This window comes from Amycolatopsis mongoliensis (assembly GCF_030285665.1).
In the GTDB taxonomy this organism is placed as follows: Bacteria; Actinomycetota; Actinomycetes; order Mycobacteriales; family Pseudonocardiaceae; genus Amycolatopsis; species Amycolatopsis mongoliensis.
Genome location: NZ_CP127295.1, coordinates 3,334,827 through 3,355,423, shown reverse-complemented (window position 1 = coordinate 3,355,423; position 20,597 = coordinate 3,334,827). Strand labels below are relative to the sequence as shown.

Here is a 20,597-nt window from a genome sequence, read left to right as displayed (position 1 = left end):
GACCCTCCAATCACGCGTGTCGACCCTCCAATCACGCGTGTCGACCCTTCGCGCACGGCCGGCGGGTGTGAGGTCTGGCGCCGGGACCTGCTTCACCGGCCGGGGCGCGGCAGAATGCCCCCATGCTTGAGTCGACCGAACACGCCCTGCTCCGCCGGATCGCCCACGAGCAGGCCGCCTGCCGCGCCCCCTCGATCGTCGCCGCCGTCGTGCGGGACGGCGAGATCGTCTGGTCCGGGAGCCGCGGGCGCGTCGGCGACCGGCAGCCCGGCACCGACACCCAGTACCGGCTGGGCTCGATCACCAAGACGCTCGTCGCCACCGCCGTCATGCGGCTGCGCGACGAAGGCCTGCTCGACCTCAACGACCCGCTCGAAAAGCACGTCCCGGGCACGCCCTTCGGCGCCGCCACCGTCGCCCAGCTGCTGTCGCACACCTCCGGCCTGACCGCGGAGTCGCCCGGCCTGTGGTGGGAGCGCACCCCCGGCGCCGACTGGGACGCGCTCGCCGGCAGCCTCGCCGAGGGCGCGACCAGGCACCGGCCGGGCGCGAGGTTCCACTACTCGAACGTCGGCTACGGCGTGCTCGGCGAGCTCGTCTCGCGCCACCGCGGCAAGGGCTGGCTCTCGGTGCTCGACGAGGAGGTCCTCGGCCCGCTCGGGATGACCCGCACCACCCCGCACCCGGTCGGCGACCACGCGCAGGGCTTCGCCGTGCACCCCTTCGCCGACGTCCTCCTGCCGGAGCCGAGCCCGGACGCCGGCGCGATGGCCCCCGCGGGGCAGCTGTGGTCCACCGCCACCGACCTCGCCCGCTGGACGGCGTTCCTCGGCGGCCACGGCGGCGGTGTGCTCGCGCCGGAGACCATCGAGCAGATGCGGACCATGGTCACCGTCGACGACACCGACGTCTGGACGACCGGGTTCGGCCTCGGCCTGATGCTCGTGCGCTACCAGGGGCGGCGCCTGGCCGGGCACACCGGCTCGATGCCCGGGTTCCTCGCCGTCACGCTGGTCGACCCGGTCGCGCAGACCGGCGCGCTCGCGCTCGTCAACTCGACGTCCGGCGTCGGCATCACCCAGCTCTGCCTGGACCTGATCACGATGACCGACGAGCTGGAGCCGCGCCTGCCCGCCGAGTGGCAGCCCTCGGCCGTCGACCCCGCGCTGCTCGCCCTCACCGGGCTCTGGCACTGGGGTCCGACGCCGTACCACCTGCGCATCCAGGGTGACGGGCTGCTCCTGCTGGCCCCCGCCGACGGTGCCGGGCGCAGCTCGCGCTTCCGCGCCACCGGGCAGGACACCTACGTCGGCCTCGACGGCTACTACGCCGGCGAGACGCTCGAAGTGGGCCGCGACTCCGACGGCGTCGCCACGCACCTCGACCTCGCGACGTTCATCTTCACCCGCACGCCCTACGACCCGGCCGCCCCGGTGCCGGGCGGCGTCGAGGGCTGGCAGTGATCGCCGGGCCCCGCTCACACCCCCAGAGCGGTGGTGAGCGGGACCCGGAAGAGCCTCAACGCGGGAAGCTACCGGCGGCACGGACGTCCGGGAACCGTGTTTTTACCCCCACGATCCGGCACGGGAAGCCGCCAACCGGACGAGCCGCCCAGAGTCGGACGCGGACGTCCGACGGCCCGTGTTCCACATACCGGACGTTCCAGAACCGCCTTCAACAGCCGCATCCCGACCTGAGAGACTGGCCCCATGACCGACGCTGAGTTGACCATCCCCGCAGACCTCAAGCCGGCCGACGGCCGCTTCGGCTGCGGACCGTCGAAGGTCCGCGCCGAGCAGCTGAGCGCCCTGGCGGAGTCCGGCTCCACCTACCTCGGCACGTCGCACCGGCAGAAGCCGGTCAAGTCCCTCGTCGGGCGCGTCCGGGCGGGCCTGTCCGAGCTGTTCTCCCTGCCCGAGGGCTACGAGGTGATCCTCGGCAACGGCGGCACCACGGCGTTCTGGGACGCCGCCGCGTTCGGCCTGGTCCGCGAGCGCGCGCAGCACTTCACCTACGGCGAGTTCTCCTCGAAGTTCGCCACCGTCACCAAGGGCGCGCCGTTCCTGGCCGACCCGATCGTCGTCAAGGCCGAGCCGGGCAGCGCGCCGGACATCGCCTACGAAGCCGGCGCGGACCTGGTCGGCTGGGCGCACAACGAGACGTCGACCGGTGTCGCCGTCCCGGTCCGCCGTCCCGAGGGCAGCGACGGCGCGCTCGTCGCGATCGACGCCACCTCCGGCGCCGGCGGGCTCCCGGTCAAGGCCGAGGACTTCGACGTCTACTACTTCGCGCCGCAGAAGTCGTTCGCCGCGGACGGCGGCCTGTGGATCGCGCTGGCCTCGCCCGCCGCGGTCGAGCGCATCGGCGAGATCGGCGGCGGCGACCGCTGGATCCCCGAGTTCCTGTCGCTGACCACCGCGCTGGACAACTCCCGCAAGGACCAGACGTACAACACCCCGGCCGTCGCCACGCTCTTCCTGCTCGCCGAGCAGATCGAGTGGATGAACGGCCAGGGCGGCCTCGAGTGGACGACCGCGCGCACGAAGGACTCGTCGTCGCGGCTGTACGAGTGGGCCGAGAAGACGAGCTACACCACGCCGTTCGTGAAGGACCCGGACCTGCGCTCGCAGGTCGTCGGCACGGTGGACTTCACCGACGAGGTCGACGCCGCCGCGGTGGCGAAGGTGCTGCGCGCCAACGGGATCGTCGACACCGAGCCGTACCGCAAGCTGGGCCGCAACCAGCTGCGCGTCGGCCTGTTCCCGGCCATCGACCCGGACGACGTCACGAAGCTCACCCAGAGCATCGAGTACGTCGTCGAGCGCCTGGGCTGATCACAAGTCCGTGAATGTCGCATCGAGGGACTTAGAGTCCCTCGATGCGACATTCACGGCTTTCAGGCGGGGTGCGGCGAACGCGGCGAGAGCCAGCAGCAGCAGGCCGAAGAGTTCGTACGACTCCGTCGCGAGCCACCAGCCGGCCGACGGCGCCGGGCGCGGCGCGAACCACATCGGCCCGACGATGAACAGCGCCAGGCCGGCCGCGACGACCGCGCCCGACCACCACGTCACGACGCGGTCGGTCCGCCACGCGCGAGCGCCGTAGTAGCCGGCCAGGACCAGGATCGGCACGCACCACGTCCAGTGGTGGGTCCACGAGATCGGCGACACGAGCAGCCCGCCGAGCGCGCACGCGGTCAGCGCGAGCACCGGCTCACCCGCCCGCACGATCACCACCGCGACCACCGCCATCACGGCGAGCACGGCCAGCAGCCACCCGACGTTCCCGGCGGTTTCCGGCAGGCCGAGCCGCGTCACGAGCCCGCGCAGCGACTGGTTGCCGACGTAGTCGACACCGCCGATCCGGCCGGCGTCGAAGACGAGCTTCGTCCAGTACGTGAAGGACGCCGACGGCCGGACCAGCCACAGCAGCGCCCCCGCGGCCACGAACCCGGCGACCACCCGCGCGGCCGACTTGAAGTCCCGGCGCACCAGGAAGTACACGACGAACACCGCCGGCGTCAGCTTGATCGCCGCGGCCACGCCGATGAGCAGGCCCTTCGTCCGCCGGCGGTCGCCGGGGAGCAGCACGTCGAGCACGACCAGGACCATGAGCAGCGCGTTGATCTGGCCGAAGCCGAGCGTCGAGCGCACCGGTTCGAGCAGGGCCCCGGCGAGCTGCGCCCCGATGGCGACGAGAGCGGCGGACACCCGGCCGTTGACCTTGGCCGGGTCGGTGAGCGAGCCGTTGAGCGTCGCGACGTAGAGGTAGGCGACGACGCCGGTCGCGACGATCGAGGCGATGCTGACCAGCTTCATCGTCACGGCGAACGGCAGCAGCGTGCCGGGCAGGAACACGGCCGCGGCGAACGGCGTGTAGGTGAACGGCAGCAGGATCTGGTGGGTGGTCGGCACCCAGGCGTCGTACGGCGAGCCGTTCTCGGCCAGCGCCTTGGCGCCACCGAGGTAGACCTCGAGGTCCAGGCCGTCGAACCGCTTGAGCACGAGAACGAGCACGACGGCGGCGACCTCGAGCACGGCGAGCCCCGCCACGAGCTTCCGCCCGGACCAACCCGACACGCCTTACCCCCACTCAGCCCGGTGTCCGACCGGCCGAGATTACCGGGCGCTCAGCAACAGCTGTGCACCGGCAACCGCACTGACCTGGCGTTCACCGGGGCGCCGGCCGCCGCCTCGACGTCGGCGAGCATCCGGTCGAGCGCCGCGCGGTCGAACACCCGGCCCGCCGCGACCACCGTGTCGATCCGCCGGACCGCGCGGATGTCCGCCAGGGGGTTCGCGTCGAGGAGCACCAGGTCCGCCACCTTGCCCGGCGTGATCGTGCCCGCCGTCGCGGAGCGGCCGAGGAACGCCGCCGCGTCGCGGGTCACCACCTGCAGCGCCCGCTGCGGCGGCAAGCCCGCTTCGACCAGGAGGTCCAGTTCGTCGTGCAGGCTGAAGCCCGGGAAGACGTACGGGTTCAGGCAGTCCGTGCCGGCGAGGAGGCCGACGCCCGCCCGGTGCGCCGCGCCGACCAGCTCCACCTGCGCGTGGAAGTAGGCGTCCTGCTGCGCGATCTCCACCGGGGTGACCGGTGTGCGGATCCGCACCTGCTCGGCCCAGTTGTCCCGCAGGTCCCGGGGCAGGTACTTCAGCCGCGGGTCGTGCGCGAACGTGTCCGCGGGCAGGCAGAGCACCCGGTTCACGGCCATCGTCGGGCTCAGCCGAGTGCCGTTGCCGGCGAGCCTGCCGAAGAACTCCCGGGCCCGCCACGGGCTGTAGGCCTCCGTCGCCTGCCGGTCCAGCTCGCGGGCCATGACGAAGAACGCCCGCGGGTTCGCCGGGTCGAACGGCGTCGCGGCGAGCGTCGCGAGGATCTCGTCCCGGCGCGCCGAGGCGTGGGTGGGGACGCCGAAGAGGTGCTCGAAGCTGCGCTGCCCCGCGTCGCTCGCGGCCGGCTGCGAAACCCGGTACGGCCAGTGCCCGGCGAACGGCAGCCCGGCGCGCCGGCACTCGTCGACGATCGCGGCGTAGGCCTCCGCGCCCAGGTACGAGTACACCTTGACGAAGTCGGCACCTTCGGCCTCGGCGGTCCGGACGGCCGCGCGGGCCTCGCCGGCCGTCGCCACCTTCGTCACGGGCGCGGAAAGCAGGGACACCGGGCCGTCGATGATCGAGCTGCCCATGACGACCCGGGGTCCGGCCAGCTCGCCGCGGAGGATCTTGTCGCGCGCCGCGCGGTTCTCGGCGTAGCCCCACATCTCGCGGATCCCGGTGACGCCGTTGGCCAGGTACAACGGTGGGAAGATCGCCTCCAGGTCGAGGCCGTGCGTGTGCAGGTCCCAGAGACCGGGCACGAGGTGACGGCCCCGGCCGTCGACGACGCGGACGCCGGCCAGGGGCGGCAGGTCCGCGGCCGGGCCGGTCCAGGCGATCCGGTCGCCGACCAGCACGGCCGCCGCGTCCGGGACGGGCGGGCCGTCGGTGCCGTCGACGACGGTGGCCCCGAGCACCACGACGACGTCCGCGCCGGCCGCGGCGGCCTCTTGGGCGAACACCGCGGGCGCGATCCCCGCGGCGGCGAGCCCCGCACCGGCGACCGCCAGCCATCGGAGGAAGTCACGCCGGTTCGCCTCGACCCGCTCCACGGCCGGCTCCCTTCGCTCGGGTTCGCCTCCCGATTCAACTCGCCGGGCGACGGCCGTGGATCTTCCACCGTGCGCTCTTCCCTTTGCGCACGCCGGAGGTAGCACCCGGTGCCTTGAAGCCGTGAATGGCACATCGAGGGACTCTGAGTCCCTCGATGTGCCATTCACGGACTTGACCCGCGTCAGGCCAGCGCCTGCGTCGGCGCGAGGCGGGCCGCCCGCACCGCCGGGTACGCCCCCGCGATCGCCCCCACCAGGGCCGCGACGCCGACCCCGCCCGCCAGCGTCGCCCACGGCAGCACCGCCGGCCACCCCTGGCTCAGCGCGTAGCCCGCCGTCACCAGCACCCCGGCCAGCACGCCGGCGAGCCCGCCGAGGCCCGACAACAGCACCGACTCGGCCAGGAACTGCCCGCGGATCTGGCGCTTCGTCGCCCCGAGCGCGCGGCGCAGGCCGATCTCGCGCCGCCGCTCCAGCACCGAGATGACCATCGTGTTGGCCACCCCGACCCCGCCGACGAGCAGCGCGACGCCGCCGAGGCCGAGGAACAGCGCGCTGTAGGTCGTGTCCGTCAGCTTCTGCGCGGCCAGCGCGTCCGACGGACGGCGCACCTCGACCTCGTTCGGCGCCTGCGGGTTCAGCGTCGCGCCCAGCACCGACCGCACACTGTCCACTTGGGACTCCTTCGCGCGGACGTACACAGTGGACGGATGGCCGTCGAACCCGAGCAGCCGCTTCGCGATGTCCCAGCCGACCAGCGCCGACCGCTCGATCTCCGGGGCGAGCGGCATCGGCGCGAGGATCCCGACCACGGTGAACCACTGCGTCCCGATCAGCACCTGCGGCGGCCGGGCCGGGTCGACGTGGTCGATCCCGAGCCGGGCCGCGGCCTGCGCACCGAGCACCGTCACCGGGTAGTCCTGGTTCCCCGCCGCAAGAAACGCGCCCGTGCGGACCTTCCCGCCGAGCACGCCCAGCAGGTCCGGCTTGGCGGCGAACACGGCGAGCCCCGACGTCTCGTCCGGCGCGATCTTGTCGCTGCGCCGCACGCTCGCCGACGTGTTCCCGGTGCCGCTGGCCGCCTCCACCGGCCCGATCCGCTTGGCCATCGGGACCGCGTCGTCGGGCAGCACGGCGTTGTCCCCGAACAGCGTCTGCCCCGGCCCGGCGGTGAGCAGGTTGGTGCCGAGCGCGGCCAGCCGGTCGTGCAGGGCCTGCCCGCCGGACGCCGGGATCGCCAGCACCGCGACCATCGCCGCGACGCCGATCGCGATGCCCAGCGCGGAAAGCACCGCGCGCACCGGCCGCGTCCGCATGCCGTGCGCGCCGAGCGCGACGACGTCCGGCGGCTTGAGCCGGGCCGGTTCCGGCAGCGTCACCAGGGTCATCGCGCACCCACCAGGCCGGTGTCGAGCCGCAGCCGGCCGTCGAGCAGCTCGATCCGGCGCGGCATGCCCGCGGCGATCTCCCGGTCGTGGGTGATCACGACGATCGTGGTGCCGTCCGCGGACAGCTCGCCGAGCAGCGAAAGCACGGACGCGCCGGTGCCGGTGTCGAGGTTGCCGGTCGGCTCGTCGGCCAGCAGGATCGACGGCTCGTTGACGACCGCCCGCGCGATCGCGACGCGCTGGCGTTCCCCACCGGACAGCTCGCCGGGCCGGTGCCACGCCCGGTGCCCCAGCTTGACGCGGTCGAGCGCGGCCAGGGCCCGCTCGCGACGCCGTCGCCGCGGCACCCCGGCGTAGAGCAGGCCGGTGCACACGTTGTCCACCGCACTCATCCCTTCGTCGAGGAAGAACTGCTGGAACACGAACCCGATCCAGCGCGAGCGCAGCGCGGACACCTTGCGGTCGGGCAGCGCGGCGACGTCGTGGCCGTGCAGCTCGACGCGGCCCGACGACGGCCGGTCGAGCGTGCCCATCAGGTGCAGCAGGGTCGACTTGCCGGACCCCGACGGCCCGACGATCGCCACCATCTCGCCGTCTTCGAGGGTCAGCGAGACGCCGTCGAGCGCAGCGACCCCGCCGGGGTAGGTGCGCGTGACCTCGTGCACGCGCAGCACGGGCGTCACGACGTCGTCACCACCCGCATGCCCGCGGTCAGGCCGTTCCCGGTGACCTCGACCTTGCCGCCGCTGAACAGTCCCGTTTGGACGGCGATGAGCCGTCGTTGCCCGTTCTCGTCGACCTCGACCGCGTAGCCGCCTTCGGCGAGCGCGAGCAGTGCGCCGACCGGGACCGCGAGCACGCCCTGGTGGACGTCCTTGGTGAACCGGACGGTCGCCGGGGCCGAGTCGAGCGTGCCCCCGGCCGCGGGGTCGTCGAGCCGGACGCTCACGGTGATCTTGGGCTTGCCGTCGTCCTGGCCCGCCGCGTCCTTGCCCTCGACGGCGGTCCGCCCGACGTCGGTGATCGTGCCCTGCGTCGTCTTCCCGTTGATCGTCACGGACGCCTTCGCGCCCTGCTGCGCGAGATCCTGCTTCGCCGCGTCGAGCTTCACCTGCACCGAGCGGACGGTGCCGGTCGTCTTGAGCACCTCGCCCTGCGCCGGCGAACCGGGCTTGGCCGACACCGCCGACACCCGGACTTCGCCCGCCGCGAGCACGACGTCGCCCTGGCCGAACGCGCCGGTCTGCTCCAGTCCCAGCGACTTCTGCCACTTCTTCAGCGCGGCCGCCGTCGCGGAGGTGAACTTCTTGTCCGGCGTGCCGAAACCGCCGAACCCGCACGCCTTGAGGTTCTCCTCCAGCTGCTTGACGTCGGCGCCGTCGTCCGCGCCGGTGGCGAGGTCGCGGTAGAACGGCAGCGTGCCGTAGAACAGCGGCACCGGCTTCGCGTCCACTCCGTACACCGGCTTGCAGCGGGTGATCGTGGCGCCGGCCGCCGGCAGCGACGTGATCGTGCCGGGCCTGCGGCCCTGGACGGTCTCCTCGTCGCCGTAGCCGAGGGTGCCGTCGGCTTCCTCCTCCTCGCTGAGGTCGGTCTTGACGACCTCGGCGGTCTCGACCGACGGCGGTGTCGCCTCCTTGACCGGCGTCGCGCTCGACACCCGGGTCAGGATCACGACCGAGCTGGTGCCCAGCACCACGACGAGGACGGCGCCGGCGACGAACCAGCGCGTCCGGCCACGGCGGCGGGGCTTGAGGTGGGTCACTTCGCTCATTTGGCGGCCTCGGCGTGCACGCTCATGCCGAGTCCGCACGCCTTCGCGGCCTCTTCGAACTTCTTCGGGTCGTCGCCCGCTCCGCCGATCCGCATCGCGCCCTTGCCGCTGGGGTCGGGGTCCGGCATGTCGATGCCGTGCTCGCGCATGCACTTGGCGTCCTTGCGCATCTTGTCGAGCTCCTCGGCGCTCGGCGGCTTCATCTCGCCACCGTTGGGCATGAGGTGCTTGCACGCGTTCTGCGCGGCGTCGAGCTTCGAGTGGTCCTTTTCGTCGCCGCCCAGGGTGATCGCCATGCCCTTGCCGTCGCCGGCCGGCTTGGGGTCGGGCATGTCGACGCCGTGCTCGCGCATGCACTTGGCGAACTCGCGCATCTTGTCTTCGTCGCTCTTGCCGCTGCTGTCGGCCGCGGTGGGCCCGCCCGACTTCGGCGGCGTCGAGATCGAGGCGACCTTGTCGCCGTCGTCCCCCTTGGCGCCGCAGCCCCCGAGCAGCAGGGCCGCCCCGAGCGCCGCGACGACGATCCGTGTCCGCATGGCTCGCTCCTTTCGTGTCCGGATGGGTGCCAGGTCTACGGATCGGGGGATTCGGGCGCGCTAAGCGACGTCGCTTATGCGGTCCTTATGGCCTCCCTGCGCAGACTGTGCGGGTGCGGGTGCTGGTGGTGGAGGACGAACGGCTGCTGGCCGATTCCGTGGCCGAGGGGTTGCGGCGGTTTTCGATGGCCGTCGACGTCTGCTACGACGGCGAGCAGGCCCTGGAGCGGGTCGGCGTGCACGGCTACGACGTCGTGGTCCTCGACCGCGACCTGCCGAAGGTGCACGGCGACGCCGTGTGCGCCGCGGTGGTCCGCGCGGGCGGCGAGGCGCGTGTCCTGATGCTGACGGCGGCCGCCGACGTCACCGACCGCGTCGCGGGCCTGGGCATCGGCGCCGACGACTACCTGACGAAGCCGTTCGCCTTCGCCGAGCTGGTCGCCCGGGTGCAGGCACTTTCGCGCCGCGCCCGGCCCGCGTTGCCGCCGGTGCTCGATCGCGACGGCGTCGTGCTCGACCTGCCGCGGCACCAGGCCGCGCGTGACGGCCGGTTCCTGCTGCTCTCGCCGAAGGAGTTCGCCGTGCTCGAGGTGCTCATGCGGGCGGAGGGCGCGGTGGTCAGCGCCGAGGACCTGCTGGAAAAGGCGTGGGACGAGCACGCGGACCCGTTCACGAACGCGGTGCGCGTCGCGGTGATGACGCTGCGCCGCAAGCTCGGCGACCCGCCGGTGATCGAGACCGTGCCCGGCGCCGGCTACCGGTTCGGCACGCCGTGAACGCCCTTTCCGTCCGGACGAAGCTGACGGCCTGGTACGGCGGGCTGTTCCTGCTCGCCGGGCTGGTCCTGGTCGTCATCAACTACCTGCTGGTGCAGAGCGAGCTGCCCGACCCGGCCCGGGTCGCCTCGACGACGATCGGCTCGGTCGACGCCACCTACGGCATCGCGGCCGGCACGCCCATTCCGTCCGCGGGCGTCGCGGTGCGGCTGCTCAGCGGCTCGCTGGAGGACTACCGCTCCTCGACGCTGTCCACCTTGGTGGTCGGCTCGGCGATCGCGCTGGTCGCGACGGCGGCACTGGCCGTGCTGTTCGGCTGGCTGATGGCGGGCCGCGCGCTGCGGCCGCTGCACGACATCACGTCGGCGGCGCGGCGGCTGGAGGCGGGCAAGCTCGACCGGCGGATCAACCTCGAAGGCCCGCCCGACGAGCTGAAGGAGCTCGCGGACACGTTCGACGGCATGCTCGACCGGCTCGCGGAGTCGTTCGACAGCCAGAAGCGGTTCGTCGCGAACGCGTCCCACGAGCTGCGGACGCCGCTGGCGGTGCAGCGGACGCTGATCGAAGTGGCGATGGCCGACCCCGAAGTGGCGCCGGAGCTGCGGAAGCTCGGCACGCACCTGCTGCACACGAACGAGCGCAGCGAACGGATGATCGAGGGCCTGCTGATCCTGGCCCGCAGCGACCGCGGGCTGACCGCGCGCGCCCCGGTCCGGCTGGACGAGGTGGTGGCGTCGGTGGTCCGGGCGACTTCCGCGCAGGCCGCCTCGGCCGGGGTGACGGTCGAGACGCGCCTGCGTCCGCGCACGGTCGCGGGCGACCCGGTGCTGCTCGAGCGGCTGGTGACGAACCTGGTGGTCAACGCGATCACGTACAACGCTTCGGGCGGCTGGGTGTACGTCGAAGTCCGCGGGGATCCGGCGCTGGAGGTGCGGAACTCGGGGCCGGTGGTGCCGCCCGAAGCCGTGCCGACGCTGTTCGAGCCGTTCCGGAGGGTCGGCGGGGCGGAGCGGACCGGGGACACGCGCAACGCGGGGCTGGGGTTGTCGATCGTGCGGTCGGTGACCCAGGCCCACGGCGGCTACGCCGACGCCCAGCCCGGCCGGCGCGGCGGCCTCACCGTGACGGTCCGCCTGCCGCCTTCATGATCCACTCGATCGTGACTGACCGTGTCCGGCGTGTCACACAGCAGCCGCCGACCTGGGTGATCCATGATGCGAACGTCTCGAAATGAACAGTGGGCAGTTCTGCACGGACTCGGCGCGCCTCGCACGTCAAGCCGACGCGCCGTTCTAACGTGGGCACCCACAACGGTGAAGCATCGGGGAAGGCGAACAATGCGCGCGCTGCGAGTGGTCGGGTTGCACGAGGACGGTAAGTCCATCGTGTGCGAAGACCCGGCGAGCCGTACGCGTTTCCTCCTCCCGGCCGATGAGAGACTGCGCGCGGCGGCGCGGGGAGACATCACCCGCCTCGGCCAGATCGAAATCGAGTTGGAGAGCCAGATGCGGCCACGCGAGATCCAGGCGCGAATCCGCGCCGGCGAATCAGTCCAGCAAGTCGCGAGCGGCGCCGGGATCTCGGAGCAGCGCGTCGAGCGCTACGCCTACCCCGTCCTCCTCGAGCGGTCCCGGACCGCCGAGCTCGCGCAGAGCGCCCACCCGGTCCGCGAGGACGGCCCCGACGTGCAGACGCTCGGCGAGGTCGTCGCGTACGGCTTCGGCGTCCGCGGGCACGACTACTCGCAGGCCACCTGGGACTCCTGGAAGGGCGACGACGGCCGCTGGGTCGTCGTGCTGCAGTGGAAGGCCGGCCGGTCGGACAACCGCGCGCACTGGGCGTTCTCGCCCGGGGCGCACGGCGGCACGGTGGTGGCGCTCGACGAGAACGCCGAGGTCCTGCTCGACCCGAACGCCTACCGCGCACCCCGCACGGTCCGCGCCCTCGACCCGGCCCGCGACGCGGAGTTCCAGCCGACGCTGGACTCGGTGCCGCCGCAGGACCACGCCGAGCTGCCGGCCGCCGAGCCGGACCCGGACGACGACACCCGCGAGATCCCCCGCGTCCCGGCGGATCCCGAGGACGACACGGCCGCCGACCAGCCGCGGCCGAAAGCCAAGAAGAACCACCCGATCGTGCCGTCCTGGGAGGACGTGCTCCTCGGGGTCCGCTCACAGCGCGGCTAGTCATCCGGCCAGTCCCCAACGCCCCAATGTGGCGTTGGTTGCGTCTCACGCACCGAACGCCACATTGGGTGCGCCTGACGCACCGAACGCCACATTGGGGCGCTAGTCCACCAGCGCCGCGAGCGTCTTCGGGGCCACCAGGCGGTAGGCGTCCCGCACGATCCGGTCGATCTCGCCCCAGTCGACGTCGACGTCCAGCCGCACGCCCAGCCAGCCGCGGTGCCCGACGTACGCCGGGCGGAAGAAGCGCTCGGGCTCGGTGCGCACCAACTCCTCCTGCGCCCCGGGCGGCGCCGGGCACCAGAACGCGAGCCTGCCGTCGCCGTGGTGGTCGTCGGCGAACATGACGAACGTCTTCTTGCCGCGCACGAACCACGCGGGCGACCCGTGGCTGAGCCGCTCGGTCGCTTCGGGCAGGGCCAGGCACAACTTCCGCAACGCGTCGAGCTGCCGCATCCCGTCAGGCTACGATGTCACGCTGAGGGAGGGATCGGTCATGCAGCGTGACATTCGATGACGACGGCGGCACCGCCCGCCGAGCAGGCGCGGCTGCTGCGCCTGGGCGAGCTGAGGTTCCGCGTCTTCTCCGGCGCCCCGGTCGTCGAGGTTGCGCCGGCGCAGTGGGGGCTCGACCCCGCGGCGGTCCGGCAGGCCGCGGCCGGCCGCCGGTACCGCGAGACCCCGCCGGGCCAGGCCGGTTTCCTGCGGTTCGAGTTCGCGCCCGGCTCGTTCCCGCCGCACTTCGACCGCGGCCCGGGCACGGACGCCGACCGGCGGCGGCTCGCCGGGCTGCTCGGCCGGGAGGACCGGTTCTGGGCGAGCCTGCGCCGCCTGCGCCTGGGCCGCGCGGACGTCCACGCCGTCGCGGCGGCCGCCGGGATGGCCGTGGTCGCCGAAGTGGCCGACCCGACCGACCGGCTCCTGCTGCTGCGCCGAGCCGGGCTGCCGGACGAGGAACTGCGGCCGCGCACCCGGCGGCGGATCACCCGCGCGCAGGTCTGGTCCGGCCTCGCCGTGCTGTTCGCCGCCTGCGTGGGGACCGCGATCGTCTGGGCGCAGCTGGCCCACCGGGCGCTGGGCCCGATGCTGCTCGTCGTCGGCGGCGCCGCGGTCCTGCTCGGCGCGGGAGTGGTGATGCGGTTCGTCGCCGGCCGGTCGCCGCGCCTGCCGTGGCTGGACGCGCCGTTCGACGGCAGCCCGCAGGTCGCGGTCCCGTTCCCGGTGTCGCTGTCCACCGAACTGCTCGGCGAGGTCGCCTCGCTCCACGGCTACTTCTACGGCGGCCCGTTCGTCACCGGCCGCAATAGCGAGTCGTTCCTCTTCGCGAAGTGCCGTCCCGGCCTGGTGTTCGGCACGCCGCCGGAAGCCCGGCCCGTCTTCGAGCTCCCGGCCGGTTCGCCGGACCGGGAGCAGTGGCTGCGCAACCACCTCGACGGCCGTGACGAGCTGTGGGTGAGCGTCCGGCACGCGAAGCTGCCGCCGGCCCGGATCGCCGAGCTCGCCGCCGGCGAGGGCCTGTCCCCGGTCGCCGAGTTCGCCGACGTCACCGACCGGATCCTGCTGCTGCGCCGCCCGTCGGCTCCGAGGGCAAGCACCCCTCGGAAGTTCCGGATGTCGTTCGCCGGCTTCCTCGCCCCCGTGGCGTGGGTCCTGCTGTGCTTCGGCGGCAGCGCCGTCACCGGTGCCATCACCGGCGACACCCGCCTCCTCGGGATCGGCGTCTTCCTCACGGCGCTCGGCGTGCCCCCGCTGCTGTGGGTGCTGCGGGTCTTCCCGCGCTCCACCCGCGTCGGCTGGCTGGCGAAGGAGTTCACCGGGAAGACCAGCGTCAGCTTCTTCACCGGCCAGTTCGACGTCTCCCCCGAGCTGCTCCGCCAGATCGCCGGCTACCACGGCTACGTCTTCCGCTCGCAGACCCGGACGCGCGCCCAGGGCACGCTCGTCACCTACGTCCGGTACCGCTAGAAGGCGATCACCAGCACGCCGACCCACGCGATCACGACGCCGCCCGCCGCGCCGTACGCGGCCCAGCGCAGGATCGGGGTGCGGCGGATCAGCCACAGCGAAGGCGTGATCCCGGCCGTCACGACGACCGACGCCACCAGCGCCAGCCAGCCGCTGGTCTCGCGGGCCAGCGTCGAGGCCAGCGCCAGCATGGCCACCACGACCACGGCCGCGATGAACGCCGAGACGGTCAGCCCGGTCAGCCACGGCGTCGGCTCCCCGGGCGGGCCCGACGGGCCGAGCACCGACCGGACGAACCGGTGGCCGGGCGTGTCCGTCCGCGGGGCCGGCTCGACGACCGTGTCGGCGCCGGTCACCGGGTCCACGAACCGGACGGTCGTACCCATCACCGAGGCGAGCCGGCCGGCCAGCTGACGGCCGCGCTGCGAGACGACCGCGCCCGCTTCGGCGCCGGAGTCGGCGGAGACCGCGGACGCGACGCGCGCCCACTCGTGCAGGGCCTGCGCGAGGTCCGCGCCGATCGCGAGCTTGTGCGGGTCGACCTCGCGCGCGTGCTCCCCGCCGGGTCCGGCCAGTACCGCGCGCTCACCGCGGATCCGCAGCTCCATGGTGTCCTTTCGCGCCGGTTTCGCCTCGAAACCGAAACCTTAGTGGGCCCGCGCCAGTTCGTAGAAGGCCACGGCGGCGGCCGTCGCGATGTTGAGGGAGTCGACTCCCTCCGGCATGGGTATCCGGACCGCGTGATCAGCCGCCGCGAGCGCCGTTTCGGTCAGTCCGGGACCTTCCGCGCCGAACAGCAGCGCCACCCGTCCGGGCGCGTGCGCCCGCAGTTCGCGCAGCGGGACCGAGCCCGGCCGAGGCGTGAACGCGGCGACGGCGAACCCGCGCGCCCGCAGGTCGTCGAGCCCGCCCGGCCAGTCCGCGAGGTGCGCGAACGGCACGCGCAGGACGTGGCCCATCGACACGCGCACGCTGCGCCGGTACAGCGGGTCGGAACAGCCGGGCCCGAGCAGCACGCCGTCGACGCCGAGCGCGGCCGCGTTGCGGAAGAGCGCGCCCAGGTTTTCGTGGTCCCCCACGCCTTCGAGCACGGCGATCGTGCCGGCGCCGGACACGACCTCGGGAACTGTCAGGGGTGCCGGCCGGTCCGCGACCGCGAGGATCCCCCGGTTGAGGTGGAAGCCGACGACGTCGGCCATCGTTTCCGCGGAAGCGGCGTACTGGGGCACGTCGAGCCCGGCGAGGTCGTCCGCCAGCTCGGCGAACCGCCGTTCGACGCCCAGCAGGGCCCGTACCGGGTACCGGGACGCCAGCAGCCGGGACACCACGACCGTGCCTTCGGCGATGACGAGTCCCTTGCCGCCCGGGCGGTCCGGGCGGCGGTCCGCAGTGGACAGGTCCCGGAAATCGTCGACCCGGGGGTCGTCGCGATCGGCGATGTGGATCAGGCCCATCCGTCCAGTTTGTCATCCGCTTGCCGGGTGCTTCACTGGTCCGAACGTCGAGCCGTGAATGGTCCGAACGGGGGTATTTTGCTGTCGGTTAACCCCCCGTGACTGAGAGCACCAGTTTGGCCGCTAGCCCGGGTGCATCGGCTGTGTAACGGTTGTCCGCCGGGGCCTGAACACGTCCTAGTCCACACCGACGCAAAGCAGGGATGGTCATGGGGATGGACCTCGCGGCTCAGCCGTTCAACACGCTGGACCGAGGACGGTACCGCCGCAAGGTGCAGCGCTGCCTGGACACGCTGGCCCGCATGCTCACCGACGGCAGTTTTTCGTTCCCCCGCAAGAACATCGGGCTCGAGGTCGAGCTGAACCTCGTCGACCGCGAGCTGCGCCCGTCGATGACGAACACGGCGGTGCTGGAGGCGCTCGACGACCCGTCGTTCACCACCGAGCTGGGCCAGCACAACATCGAGCTGAACGTGCCGCCGCGGCCGCTGGCCGGCGATTCGGCCCTCCAGCTCGAAGACGACCTCCGCGCGTACCTCGCCACCGCGGCGTCGAAGGCCCGCGACACCGGGTCGTCGCTGGCCATGATCGGCATCCTGCCGACGTTGAAGCACGAGCACTTCGACCAGAAGTGGCTCACCAACAAGAGCCGGTACTCCACGCTGAACGACCAGATCTTCGCCGCCCGCGGCGAACGCACCGTGCTCGCGATGGAAGGCGCGCCGTTGCCGGGCCAGCAGCCCGAGCGCCTGCGCAGCTACGCGGAGTCGATCCTGCCGGAGGCCGCCTGCACCAGCGTGCAGCTGCACCTCCAGGTCGCGCCCGAGGAGTTCGCGGCGCACTGGAACGCGGCGCAGTGCCTGGCCGGGCTGCAGATCGCGCTCGCGTCGAATTCGCCGTTCCTGCTGGGGAAGGCGCTCTGGCACGAGACGCGGATCCCGCTGTTCCTGCAGGCGACCGACACCCGGCCGGAGGAGCTGAAGAACCAGGGCGTGCGGCCGCGCGTGTGGTTCGGCGAGCGCTGGATCACGTCGATCTTCGACCTGTTCGAGGAGAACGTCCGTTACTTCCCCGGCCTGCTCCCGGAAACCGACGTCGAAGACCCGATCGAGGCGCTCGACGCCGGCCAGGCGCCCAAGCTCACCGAGCTGCGCATGCACAACGGCACCATCTGGCGCTGGAACCGCCCGGTGTACGACGTCGTCGACGGCCTGCCGCACCTGCGCGTGGAGAACCGCGTGCTGCCGGCCGGGCCGACGGTCGTCGACACCGTGGCGAACGCGGCGTTCTTCTACGGCGCCCAGCGCGCGCTCGCCGAGGCGGAACGCCCGGTGTGGAGCCAGATGTCCTTCCAGGCGGCGGAGGAGAACCTCTACGCCGGCGCGCGGCGCGGTTTCGAAGCGCAGCTGTACTGGCCGGGCATCGGCTGGATCCCGCCGGACGAGCTGGCGCTGCGCGTGCTGCTCCCGCTCGCCCACGAGGGGCTGCGCCGCTCCGACGTCTCCGACGAGGCCCGCGAACGGTACCTCGGGATCATCGAGCGCCGCTGCCTCGCGCGGCGGACCGGGGCGACCTGGCAGCGCGACTACGTCCTGCGCGCGCAGGAACGCGGGCTCGACCGCGAGGCGGCGCTGACCCGGATGCTCGGGCGCTACCTGGAGCTGTCGGAGAGCGGCGAGCCGGTGCACACCTGGCAGTTGTCGGACTGACCGCTAGCCTGGGTCGATGCCGAAGATTCTCGGTGAGTCGCTCGAGGCGCACCGGCGCGAGGTGCGGACACGGGTCTTCGAAGTCCTGCGCGCCCAGCTCTACGAACGCGGCTTCGACGCGATCACGCTCGCCGGCGTCGCCGCGGCCGCCGGGGTGGGCCGGACCGCGCTCTACAACCACTTCCCCGACAAGGAAAGCCTGCTGGTCGCGTTCGTCGAGGACGAAGCGGCCCGGTACGTCACGCGGCTGACCGAAGCCGTCGAGGCCCACGCCGACCCGGTCGACCAGCTCGCGACGTTCGTCCGGCTGCAGCTGCGCGTGCTGGCCGAGTACCACATGCCGCCGGGCACGGCGCTCGCGTCGGCGCTGGCGCCCGCGGCGTACCGGCGGATCAGCGCGCACGCCGACCCGATCACCGACCGGCTGCGCGCGATCCTGGCCGGCGGCGTCGACCTGGGGCGCTGGCCGGCCGAGGACCCGGACGTCCTGATCCCGATGATCACCGCGGCACTGGGCAACCGGACGCTGGTCGACGGGCCTCCTGAGCAGCTGGGAGACGTCGTCGAGGCCGCGGTGCGGTTCGTGCTGCGCGCGGTCGGGGCCTCGATTTAGGGTAGCCTTACCCGAGGAAATGGCCTACGCTCTTTCTGACAGCGTGTCAGATCGATCGCCGGGAGGCCTGCCCATGTCGGTGACCACGGACCTCGACGCCCGCCCGTTCTCGGCGACCTTGCGCGCGTCCACCCTCGAGGTGCACGAGAAGGCGAACTACTCGACGTACATGCGCGCCCTGCTCGGCGGCGAGCTGACGCAGGAGGGCTACACCCAGCTGGCGATCCAGTACTACTTCGTCTACGGCGCGCTCGAGGCGGCGAGCGACCGCATGGCCGGCCACCCGATCGGCGGCGAGTTCGTCTTCGACGAGCTGCGGCGGCTGCCCCACCTCGAGCGCGACCTCGCCCACCTGGCCGGCCCGGACTGGCGCTCGACGATCTCGCCGCTCGCTTCGACGCGGGCGTATGTCGCGCGCATCGGCGAAGCGTCTTCGTGGGCGGGCGGGTACGTGGCGCACCACTACACGCGCTACCTGGGCGACATCGCGGGCGGCCAGGCGATCCGGCGGCTGCTGGAGAAGAAGTACGACGTCGCCGAGGCGGGCACGCTCTTCTACCACTTCGAGGGCATCGGCAGCGCGCCCCGCTTCCGCGACCGGTACCGCGCGAAGCTGGACAACGCGCCGTGGGACGAAGCCGAGCGCGCACGGGTGATCGACGAGACACTGGTGGCGTTCGAGTGCAACGTCGCCGTGTTCGAGGAGCTGGCTTCGCAGCTGGACGAGTACCGCGCCTGAATGATCGTCATCACAGCTCGTTGACCTCCAGTTAGGTCCAGGTAGCAGGCTCGGTTTCGGGTGGCCGGCCCTCGGGTACGCCACTGTCGAGCCGTCGTCCCACACTGCGCCGACCGGGGCTCCGCCCCGGGCCGGGGGCTCCGCCACCCGGACCCCCAAGCAGTGGGACGACCACGCGCCCCCGCTCGCCGCGGAGGGCGGTGTGCTACTAGGTTCGATACCGGAAACTTGTGTCGAAGACAGAAGGAGGGCCAATGGCCCGCTACGAGCTCCCCGATCTCGACTACGACTACAGCGCCCTCGCGCCGCACATTTCGGGCGAGATCAACGAGCTGCACCACAGCAAGCACCACGCGACCTACGTCAAGGGCGCGAACGACACGCTCGACAAGATCGCGGAAGCCCGCGACGCCGGCGACTTCGGCAACATCGTCGGTCTCGAGACCACGCTGGCCTTCAACCTGGCCGGCCACGCCAACCACGTCGTGTGGTGGAAGATCCTGTCGCCGGAAGGCGGCGACAAGCCGACCGGCGAGCTGGCCGCGGCGATCGACGAGGCGTTCGGCTCCTTCGACAAGTTCAAGGCGCAGTTCACCGCCGTGTCGACCACGATCCAGGGCAACGGCTGGGGCGCGCTCTCCTGGGACCCGATCGGCAAGACGCTGATCACCCAGCAGCTGCGCGACCACCACAACAACCTGATCCTGCCGACCGTGCCGATCCTGCTGGTCGACGTCTGGGAGCACGCGTTCTACCTGGACTACAAGAACGTGAAGCCCGACTACGTCAAGGCCCTGTGGAACATCTTCAACTGGGCCGAGATCAGCAAGCGCTTCGACAACGCCGTCGCCGGCGGCAACGGCCTGCTGCTCGGCTGAGCACGCGGTTCGCGAACGGGGTCCTCCTGCGGGAGGGCCCCGTTTTCGTCGTCGGGTGAATTCGCTTGACCTCGAGTGCGGTCGAGGTGTGAGAGTGGTCGCCATGGACGTTGACGCGTATCTGGCTCGCCTCGGGGTCGCGTGGCCCGCGGCAGCCGACCTGGAAACCCTGCGCCACCTGCAGGAGCGTCACCTGACCGCGGTCCCGTTCGAGAACCTGAGCATCCACCTCGGCGAGCCGGTGAAGCTGGCCGAGGAAGCACTGTTCGGCAAGATCGTCGAGCGCCGGCGCGGCGGTTTCTGCTACGAGCTGAACGGCCTCTTCGCGGCGCTGCTGCGCGAACTCGGGTACGCCGCGTCGCTGCACGCCGCGCAGGTCTTCCGCCCGGACGGCACCCTCGGCCCGCCGCTGGACCACGCGGCGATCGTCGTCGAGCTCGACGAGCCTTGGCTGGTCGAGGTCGGTTTCGGCCGGTTCTCCCGGTACCCGCTGCGACTGTCCGGCGTGGACGCCCAGTCCGATCCGGACGGTGAGTTCCTGGTACTGGACGCACCGCACGGCGACGTCGACGTGGTGCAGGACGGCAAGCCGCAGTACCGCCTGGAGCGCCGGCCGCGGCCGCTCTCGGACTTCGTCCCGATGGCGTGGTGGCAGGCGACGTCCCCGGAGTCGCACTTCACGAAGTCCCTGACGTGCTCGCGCCCGACGTCCCAGGGCCGCGTGACGCTCTCGGGCGACCGGCTGATCGAGACGGTCGACGGCGTCCGGCACGAGGTCGTGCTGCCGACCGAAGCCGCGATCCGCACGGCGTACCGGGTCTACTTCGGCCTCCCGCTGACGCGGCTGCCCACGCCACCGGGTGAGAGTCCCTTGACGAGCGGTGCGCTCAGCCCGACACTGCCGTGAAATAGACCCTGCCGTGCATGAACGA

20 protein-coding genes are annotated in these 20,597 nt (G+C 72.3%); 11 read left to right on the top strand and 9 right to left on the bottom strand.

Annotated elements, in window-relative coordinates; genetic code table 11:
- Nucleotides 1-122 precede the first annotated feature (122 nt).
- Nucleotides 123-1,463: a serine hydrolase domain-containing protein gene (locus QRX60_RS16405; RefSeq protein WP_286001637.1), complete on the top strand. Its 1,341-nt coding sequence runs from the start codon at nt 123-125 to the stop codon at nt 1,461-1,463.
- Nucleotides 1,464-1,709: 246 nt separating this feature from the next.
- Nucleotides 1,710-2,834 (top strand): phosphoserine transaminase, encoded by a 1,125-nt coding sequence (gene serC / locus QRX60_RS16400; protein WP_286001636.1) that lies wholly within the window; start codon nt 1,710-1,712, stop codon nt 2,832-2,834.
- Here serC and QRX60_RS16395 read toward each other — a convergent pair whose 3' ends face one another.
- The 6 genes from QRX60_RS16395 to QRX60_RS16370 form a co-directional block, all read right to left on the bottom strand.
- Complete coding sequence (locus QRX60_RS16395; protein ID WP_286001635.1) at nt 2,835-4,079, bottom strand: glycosyltransferase 87 family protein; 1,245 nt, start codon at nt 4,077-4,079, stop codon at nt 2,835-2,837.
- Between the two features lie 50 nt (nt 4,080-4,129).
- A complete protein-coding gene (locus QRX60_RS16390) occupies nt 4,130-5,647 on the bottom strand; it encodes an amidohydrolase family protein (protein WP_286001634.1) in 1,518 nt (505 codons plus the stop codon).
- A gap of 182 nt (nt 5,648-5,829) precedes the next feature.
- Complete coding sequence (locus tag QRX60_RS16385; protein ID WP_286001633.1) at nt 5,830-7,035, bottom strand: ABC transporter permease; 1,206 nt, start codon at nt 7,033-7,035, stop codon at nt 5,830-5,832.
- On the bottom strand, nt 7,032-7,718 hold the full coding sequence (locus tag QRX60_RS16380; RefSeq protein WP_286001632.1) for an ABC transporter ATP-binding protein: 687 nt from the start codon (nt 7,716-7,718) through the stop codon (nt 7,032-7,034). The genes QRX60_RS16385 and QRX60_RS16380 overlap by 4 nt, the downstream gene beginning before the upstream one ends.
- The gene (locus tag QRX60_RS16375) at nt 7,715-8,809 is read right to left on the bottom strand and encodes a peptidoglycan-binding protein (protein ID WP_286001631.1); all 1,095 of its coding nucleotides are present in this window, start codon (nt 8,807-8,809) and stop codon (nt 7,715-7,717) included. The genes QRX60_RS16380 and QRX60_RS16375 overlap by 4 nt, the downstream gene beginning before the upstream one ends.
- Complete coding sequence (locus QRX60_RS16370) at nt 8,806-9,345, bottom strand: hypothetical protein (protein WP_286001630.1); 540 nt, start codon at nt 9,343-9,345, stop codon at nt 8,806-8,808. Before QRX60_RS16370 ends, QRX60_RS16375 begins: the two co-directional genes overlap by 4 nt.
- A gap of 113 nt (nt 9,346-9,458) precedes the next feature.
- On the opposite strand from QRX60_RS16370, the gene QRX60_RS16365 reads away from it, so the two are divergent.
- From QRX60_RS16365 to sepH, 3 genes are all read left to right on the top strand, one after another.
- On the top strand, nt 9,459-10,121 hold the full coding sequence (locus QRX60_RS16365; RefSeq protein WP_286001629.1) for a response regulator transcription factor: 663 nt from the start codon (nt 9,459-9,461) through the stop codon (nt 10,119-10,121).
- Nucleotides 10,118-11,269 (top strand): sensor histidine kinase, encoded by a 1,152-nt coding sequence (locus QRX60_RS16360; protein WP_286001628.1) that lies wholly within the window; start codon nt 10,118-10,120, stop codon nt 11,267-11,269. The genes QRX60_RS16365 and QRX60_RS16360 overlap by 4 nt, the downstream gene beginning before the upstream one ends.
- A gap of 189 nt (nt 11,270-11,458) precedes the next feature.
- Nucleotides 11,459-12,307, top strand: coding sequence for a septation protein SepH (gene sepH, locus QRX60_RS16355; RefSeq protein ID WP_286001627.1), 849 nt, complete (start codon nt 11,459-11,461; stop codon nt 12,305-12,307).
- 102 nt (nt 12,308-12,409) lie between these two features.
- Here the strand turns inward: sepH and QRX60_RS16350 are convergent, their stop codons facing one another.
- Nucleotides 12,410-12,763, bottom strand: coding sequence for an MmcQ/YjbR family DNA-binding protein (locus tag QRX60_RS16350; protein ID WP_286001626.1), 354 nt, complete (start codon nt 12,761-12,763; stop codon nt 12,410-12,412).
- 57 nt (nt 12,764-12,820) lie between these two features.
- On the opposite strand from QRX60_RS16350, the gene QRX60_RS16345 reads away from it, so the two are divergent.
- Entirely contained in the window at nt 12,821-14,272 is a 1,452-nt protein-coding gene (locus QRX60_RS16345; protein WP_286001625.1) for a hypothetical protein, read from the top strand.
- Here the strand turns inward: QRX60_RS16345 and QRX60_RS16340 are convergent.
- Nucleotides 14,269-14,880 (bottom strand): DUF2537 domain-containing protein, encoded by a 612-nt coding sequence (locus tag QRX60_RS16340; RefSeq protein ID WP_286001624.1) that lies wholly within the window; start codon nt 14,878-14,880, stop codon nt 14,269-14,271. The genes QRX60_RS16345 and QRX60_RS16340 overlap by 4 nt on opposite strands.
- 39 nt (nt 14,881-14,919) lie before the next feature.
- Nucleotides 14,920-15,726, bottom strand: coding sequence for a TrmH family RNA methyltransferase (locus QRX60_RS16335; protein WP_286001623.1), 807 nt, complete (start codon nt 15,724-15,726; stop codon nt 14,920-14,922).
- 209 nt (nt 15,727-15,935) lie between these two features.
- Between QRX60_RS16335 and QRX60_RS16330 the strand changes: the two genes are divergently transcribed.
- The 5 genes from QRX60_RS16330 (at nt 15,936) to QRX60_RS16310 (ending at nt 20,572) form a co-directional block, all read left to right on the top strand.
- On the top strand, nt 15,936-17,435 hold the full coding sequence (locus QRX60_RS16330) for a glutamate-cysteine ligase family protein (protein WP_286001622.1): 1,500 nt from the start codon (nt 15,936-15,938) through the stop codon (nt 17,433-17,435).
- A gap of 16 nt (nt 17,436-17,451) precedes the next feature.
- Nucleotides 17,452-18,048, top strand: coding sequence for a TetR/AcrR family transcriptional regulator (locus tag QRX60_RS16325; protein ID WP_286001621.1), 597 nt, complete (start codon nt 17,452-17,454; stop codon nt 18,046-18,048).
- 73 nt (nt 18,049-18,121) lie between these two features.
- Entirely contained in the window at nt 18,122-18,787 is a 666-nt protein-coding gene (locus tag QRX60_RS16320) for a biliverdin-producing heme oxygenase (RefSeq protein WP_286001620.1), read from the top strand.
- A gap of 254 nt (nt 18,788-19,041) precedes the next feature.
- A complete protein-coding gene (locus QRX60_RS16315; RefSeq protein WP_103336673.1) occupies nt 19,042-19,665 on the top strand; it encodes a superoxide dismutase in 624 nt (207 codons plus the stop codon).
- 103 nt (nt 19,666-19,768) lie between these two features.
- Nucleotides 19,769-20,572: an arylamine N-acetyltransferase family protein gene (locus tag QRX60_RS16310; RefSeq protein ID WP_286001619.1), complete on the top strand. Its 804-nt coding sequence runs from the start codon at nt 19,769-19,771 to the stop codon at nt 20,570-20,572.
- Nucleotides 20,573-20,597: the final 25 nt, after the last annotated feature.

What these genes read in the sequence shown, in the direction of transcription:
- sepH (WP_286001627.1), top strand. Translation starts at nt 11,459, where the DNA reads ATGCGCGCGCTGCGAGTGGTCGGGTTGCACGAGGACGGTAAGTCCATC.
- QRX60_RS16320 (WP_286001620.1), top strand. Translation starts at nt 18,122, where the DNA reads ATGTCGGTGACCACGGACCTCGACGCCCGCCCGTTCTCGGCGACCTTG.
- QRX60_RS16335 (WP_286001623.1), bottom strand. Translation starts at nt 15,726, where the DNA reads ATGGGCCTGATCCACATCGCCGATCGCGACGACCCCCGGGTCGACGAT.
- QRX60_RS16330 (WP_286001622.1), top strand. Translation starts at nt 15,936, where the DNA reads ATGGGGATGGACCTCGCGGCTCAGCCGTTCAACACGCTGGACCGAGGA.
- QRX60_RS16340 (WP_286001624.1), bottom strand. Translation starts at nt 14,880, where the DNA reads ATGGAGCTGCGGATCCGCGGTGAGCGCGCGGTACTGGCCGGACCCGGC.
- QRX60_RS16345 (WP_286001625.1), top strand. Translation starts at nt 12,821, where the DNA reads ATGACGACGGCGGCACCGCCCGCCGAGCAGGCGCGGCTGCTGCGCCTG.
- QRX60_RS16375 (WP_286001631.1), bottom strand. Translation starts at nt 8,809, where the DNA reads ATGAGCGAAGTGACCCACCTCAAGCCCCGCCGCCGTGGCCGGACGCGC.
- QRX60_RS16350 (WP_286001626.1), bottom strand. Translation starts at nt 12,763, where the DNA reads ATGCGGCAGCTCGACGCGTTGCGGAAGTTGTGCCTGGCCCTGCCCGAA.
- QRX60_RS16325 (WP_286001621.1), top strand. Translation starts at nt 17,452, where the DNA reads ATGCCGAAGATTCTCGGTGAGTCGCTCGAGGCGCACCGGCGCGAGGTG.
- QRX60_RS16310 (WP_286001619.1), top strand. Translation starts at nt 19,769, where the DNA reads ATGGACGTTGACGCGTATCTGGCTCGCCTCGGGGTCGCGTGGCCCGCG.
- QRX60_RS16405 (WP_286001637.1), top strand. Translation starts at nt 123, where the DNA reads ATGCTTGAGTCGACCGAACACGCCCTGCTCCGCCGGATCGCCCACGAG.
- QRX60_RS16315 (WP_103336673.1), top strand. Translation starts at nt 19,042, where the DNA reads ATGGCCCGCTACGAGCTCCCCGATCTCGACTACGACTACAGCGCCCTC.
- serC (WP_286001636.1), top strand. Translation starts at nt 1,710, where the DNA reads ATGACCGACGCTGAGTTGACCATCCCCGCAGACCTCAAGCCGGCCGAC.
- QRX60_RS16385 (WP_286001633.1), bottom strand. Translation starts at nt 7,035, where the DNA reads ATGACCCTGGTGACGCTGCCGGAACCGGCCCGGCTCAAGCCGCCGGAC.
- QRX60_RS16370 (WP_286001630.1), bottom strand. Translation starts at nt 9,345, where the DNA reads ATGCGGACACGGATCGTCGTCGCGGCGCTCGGGGCGGCCCTGCTGCTC.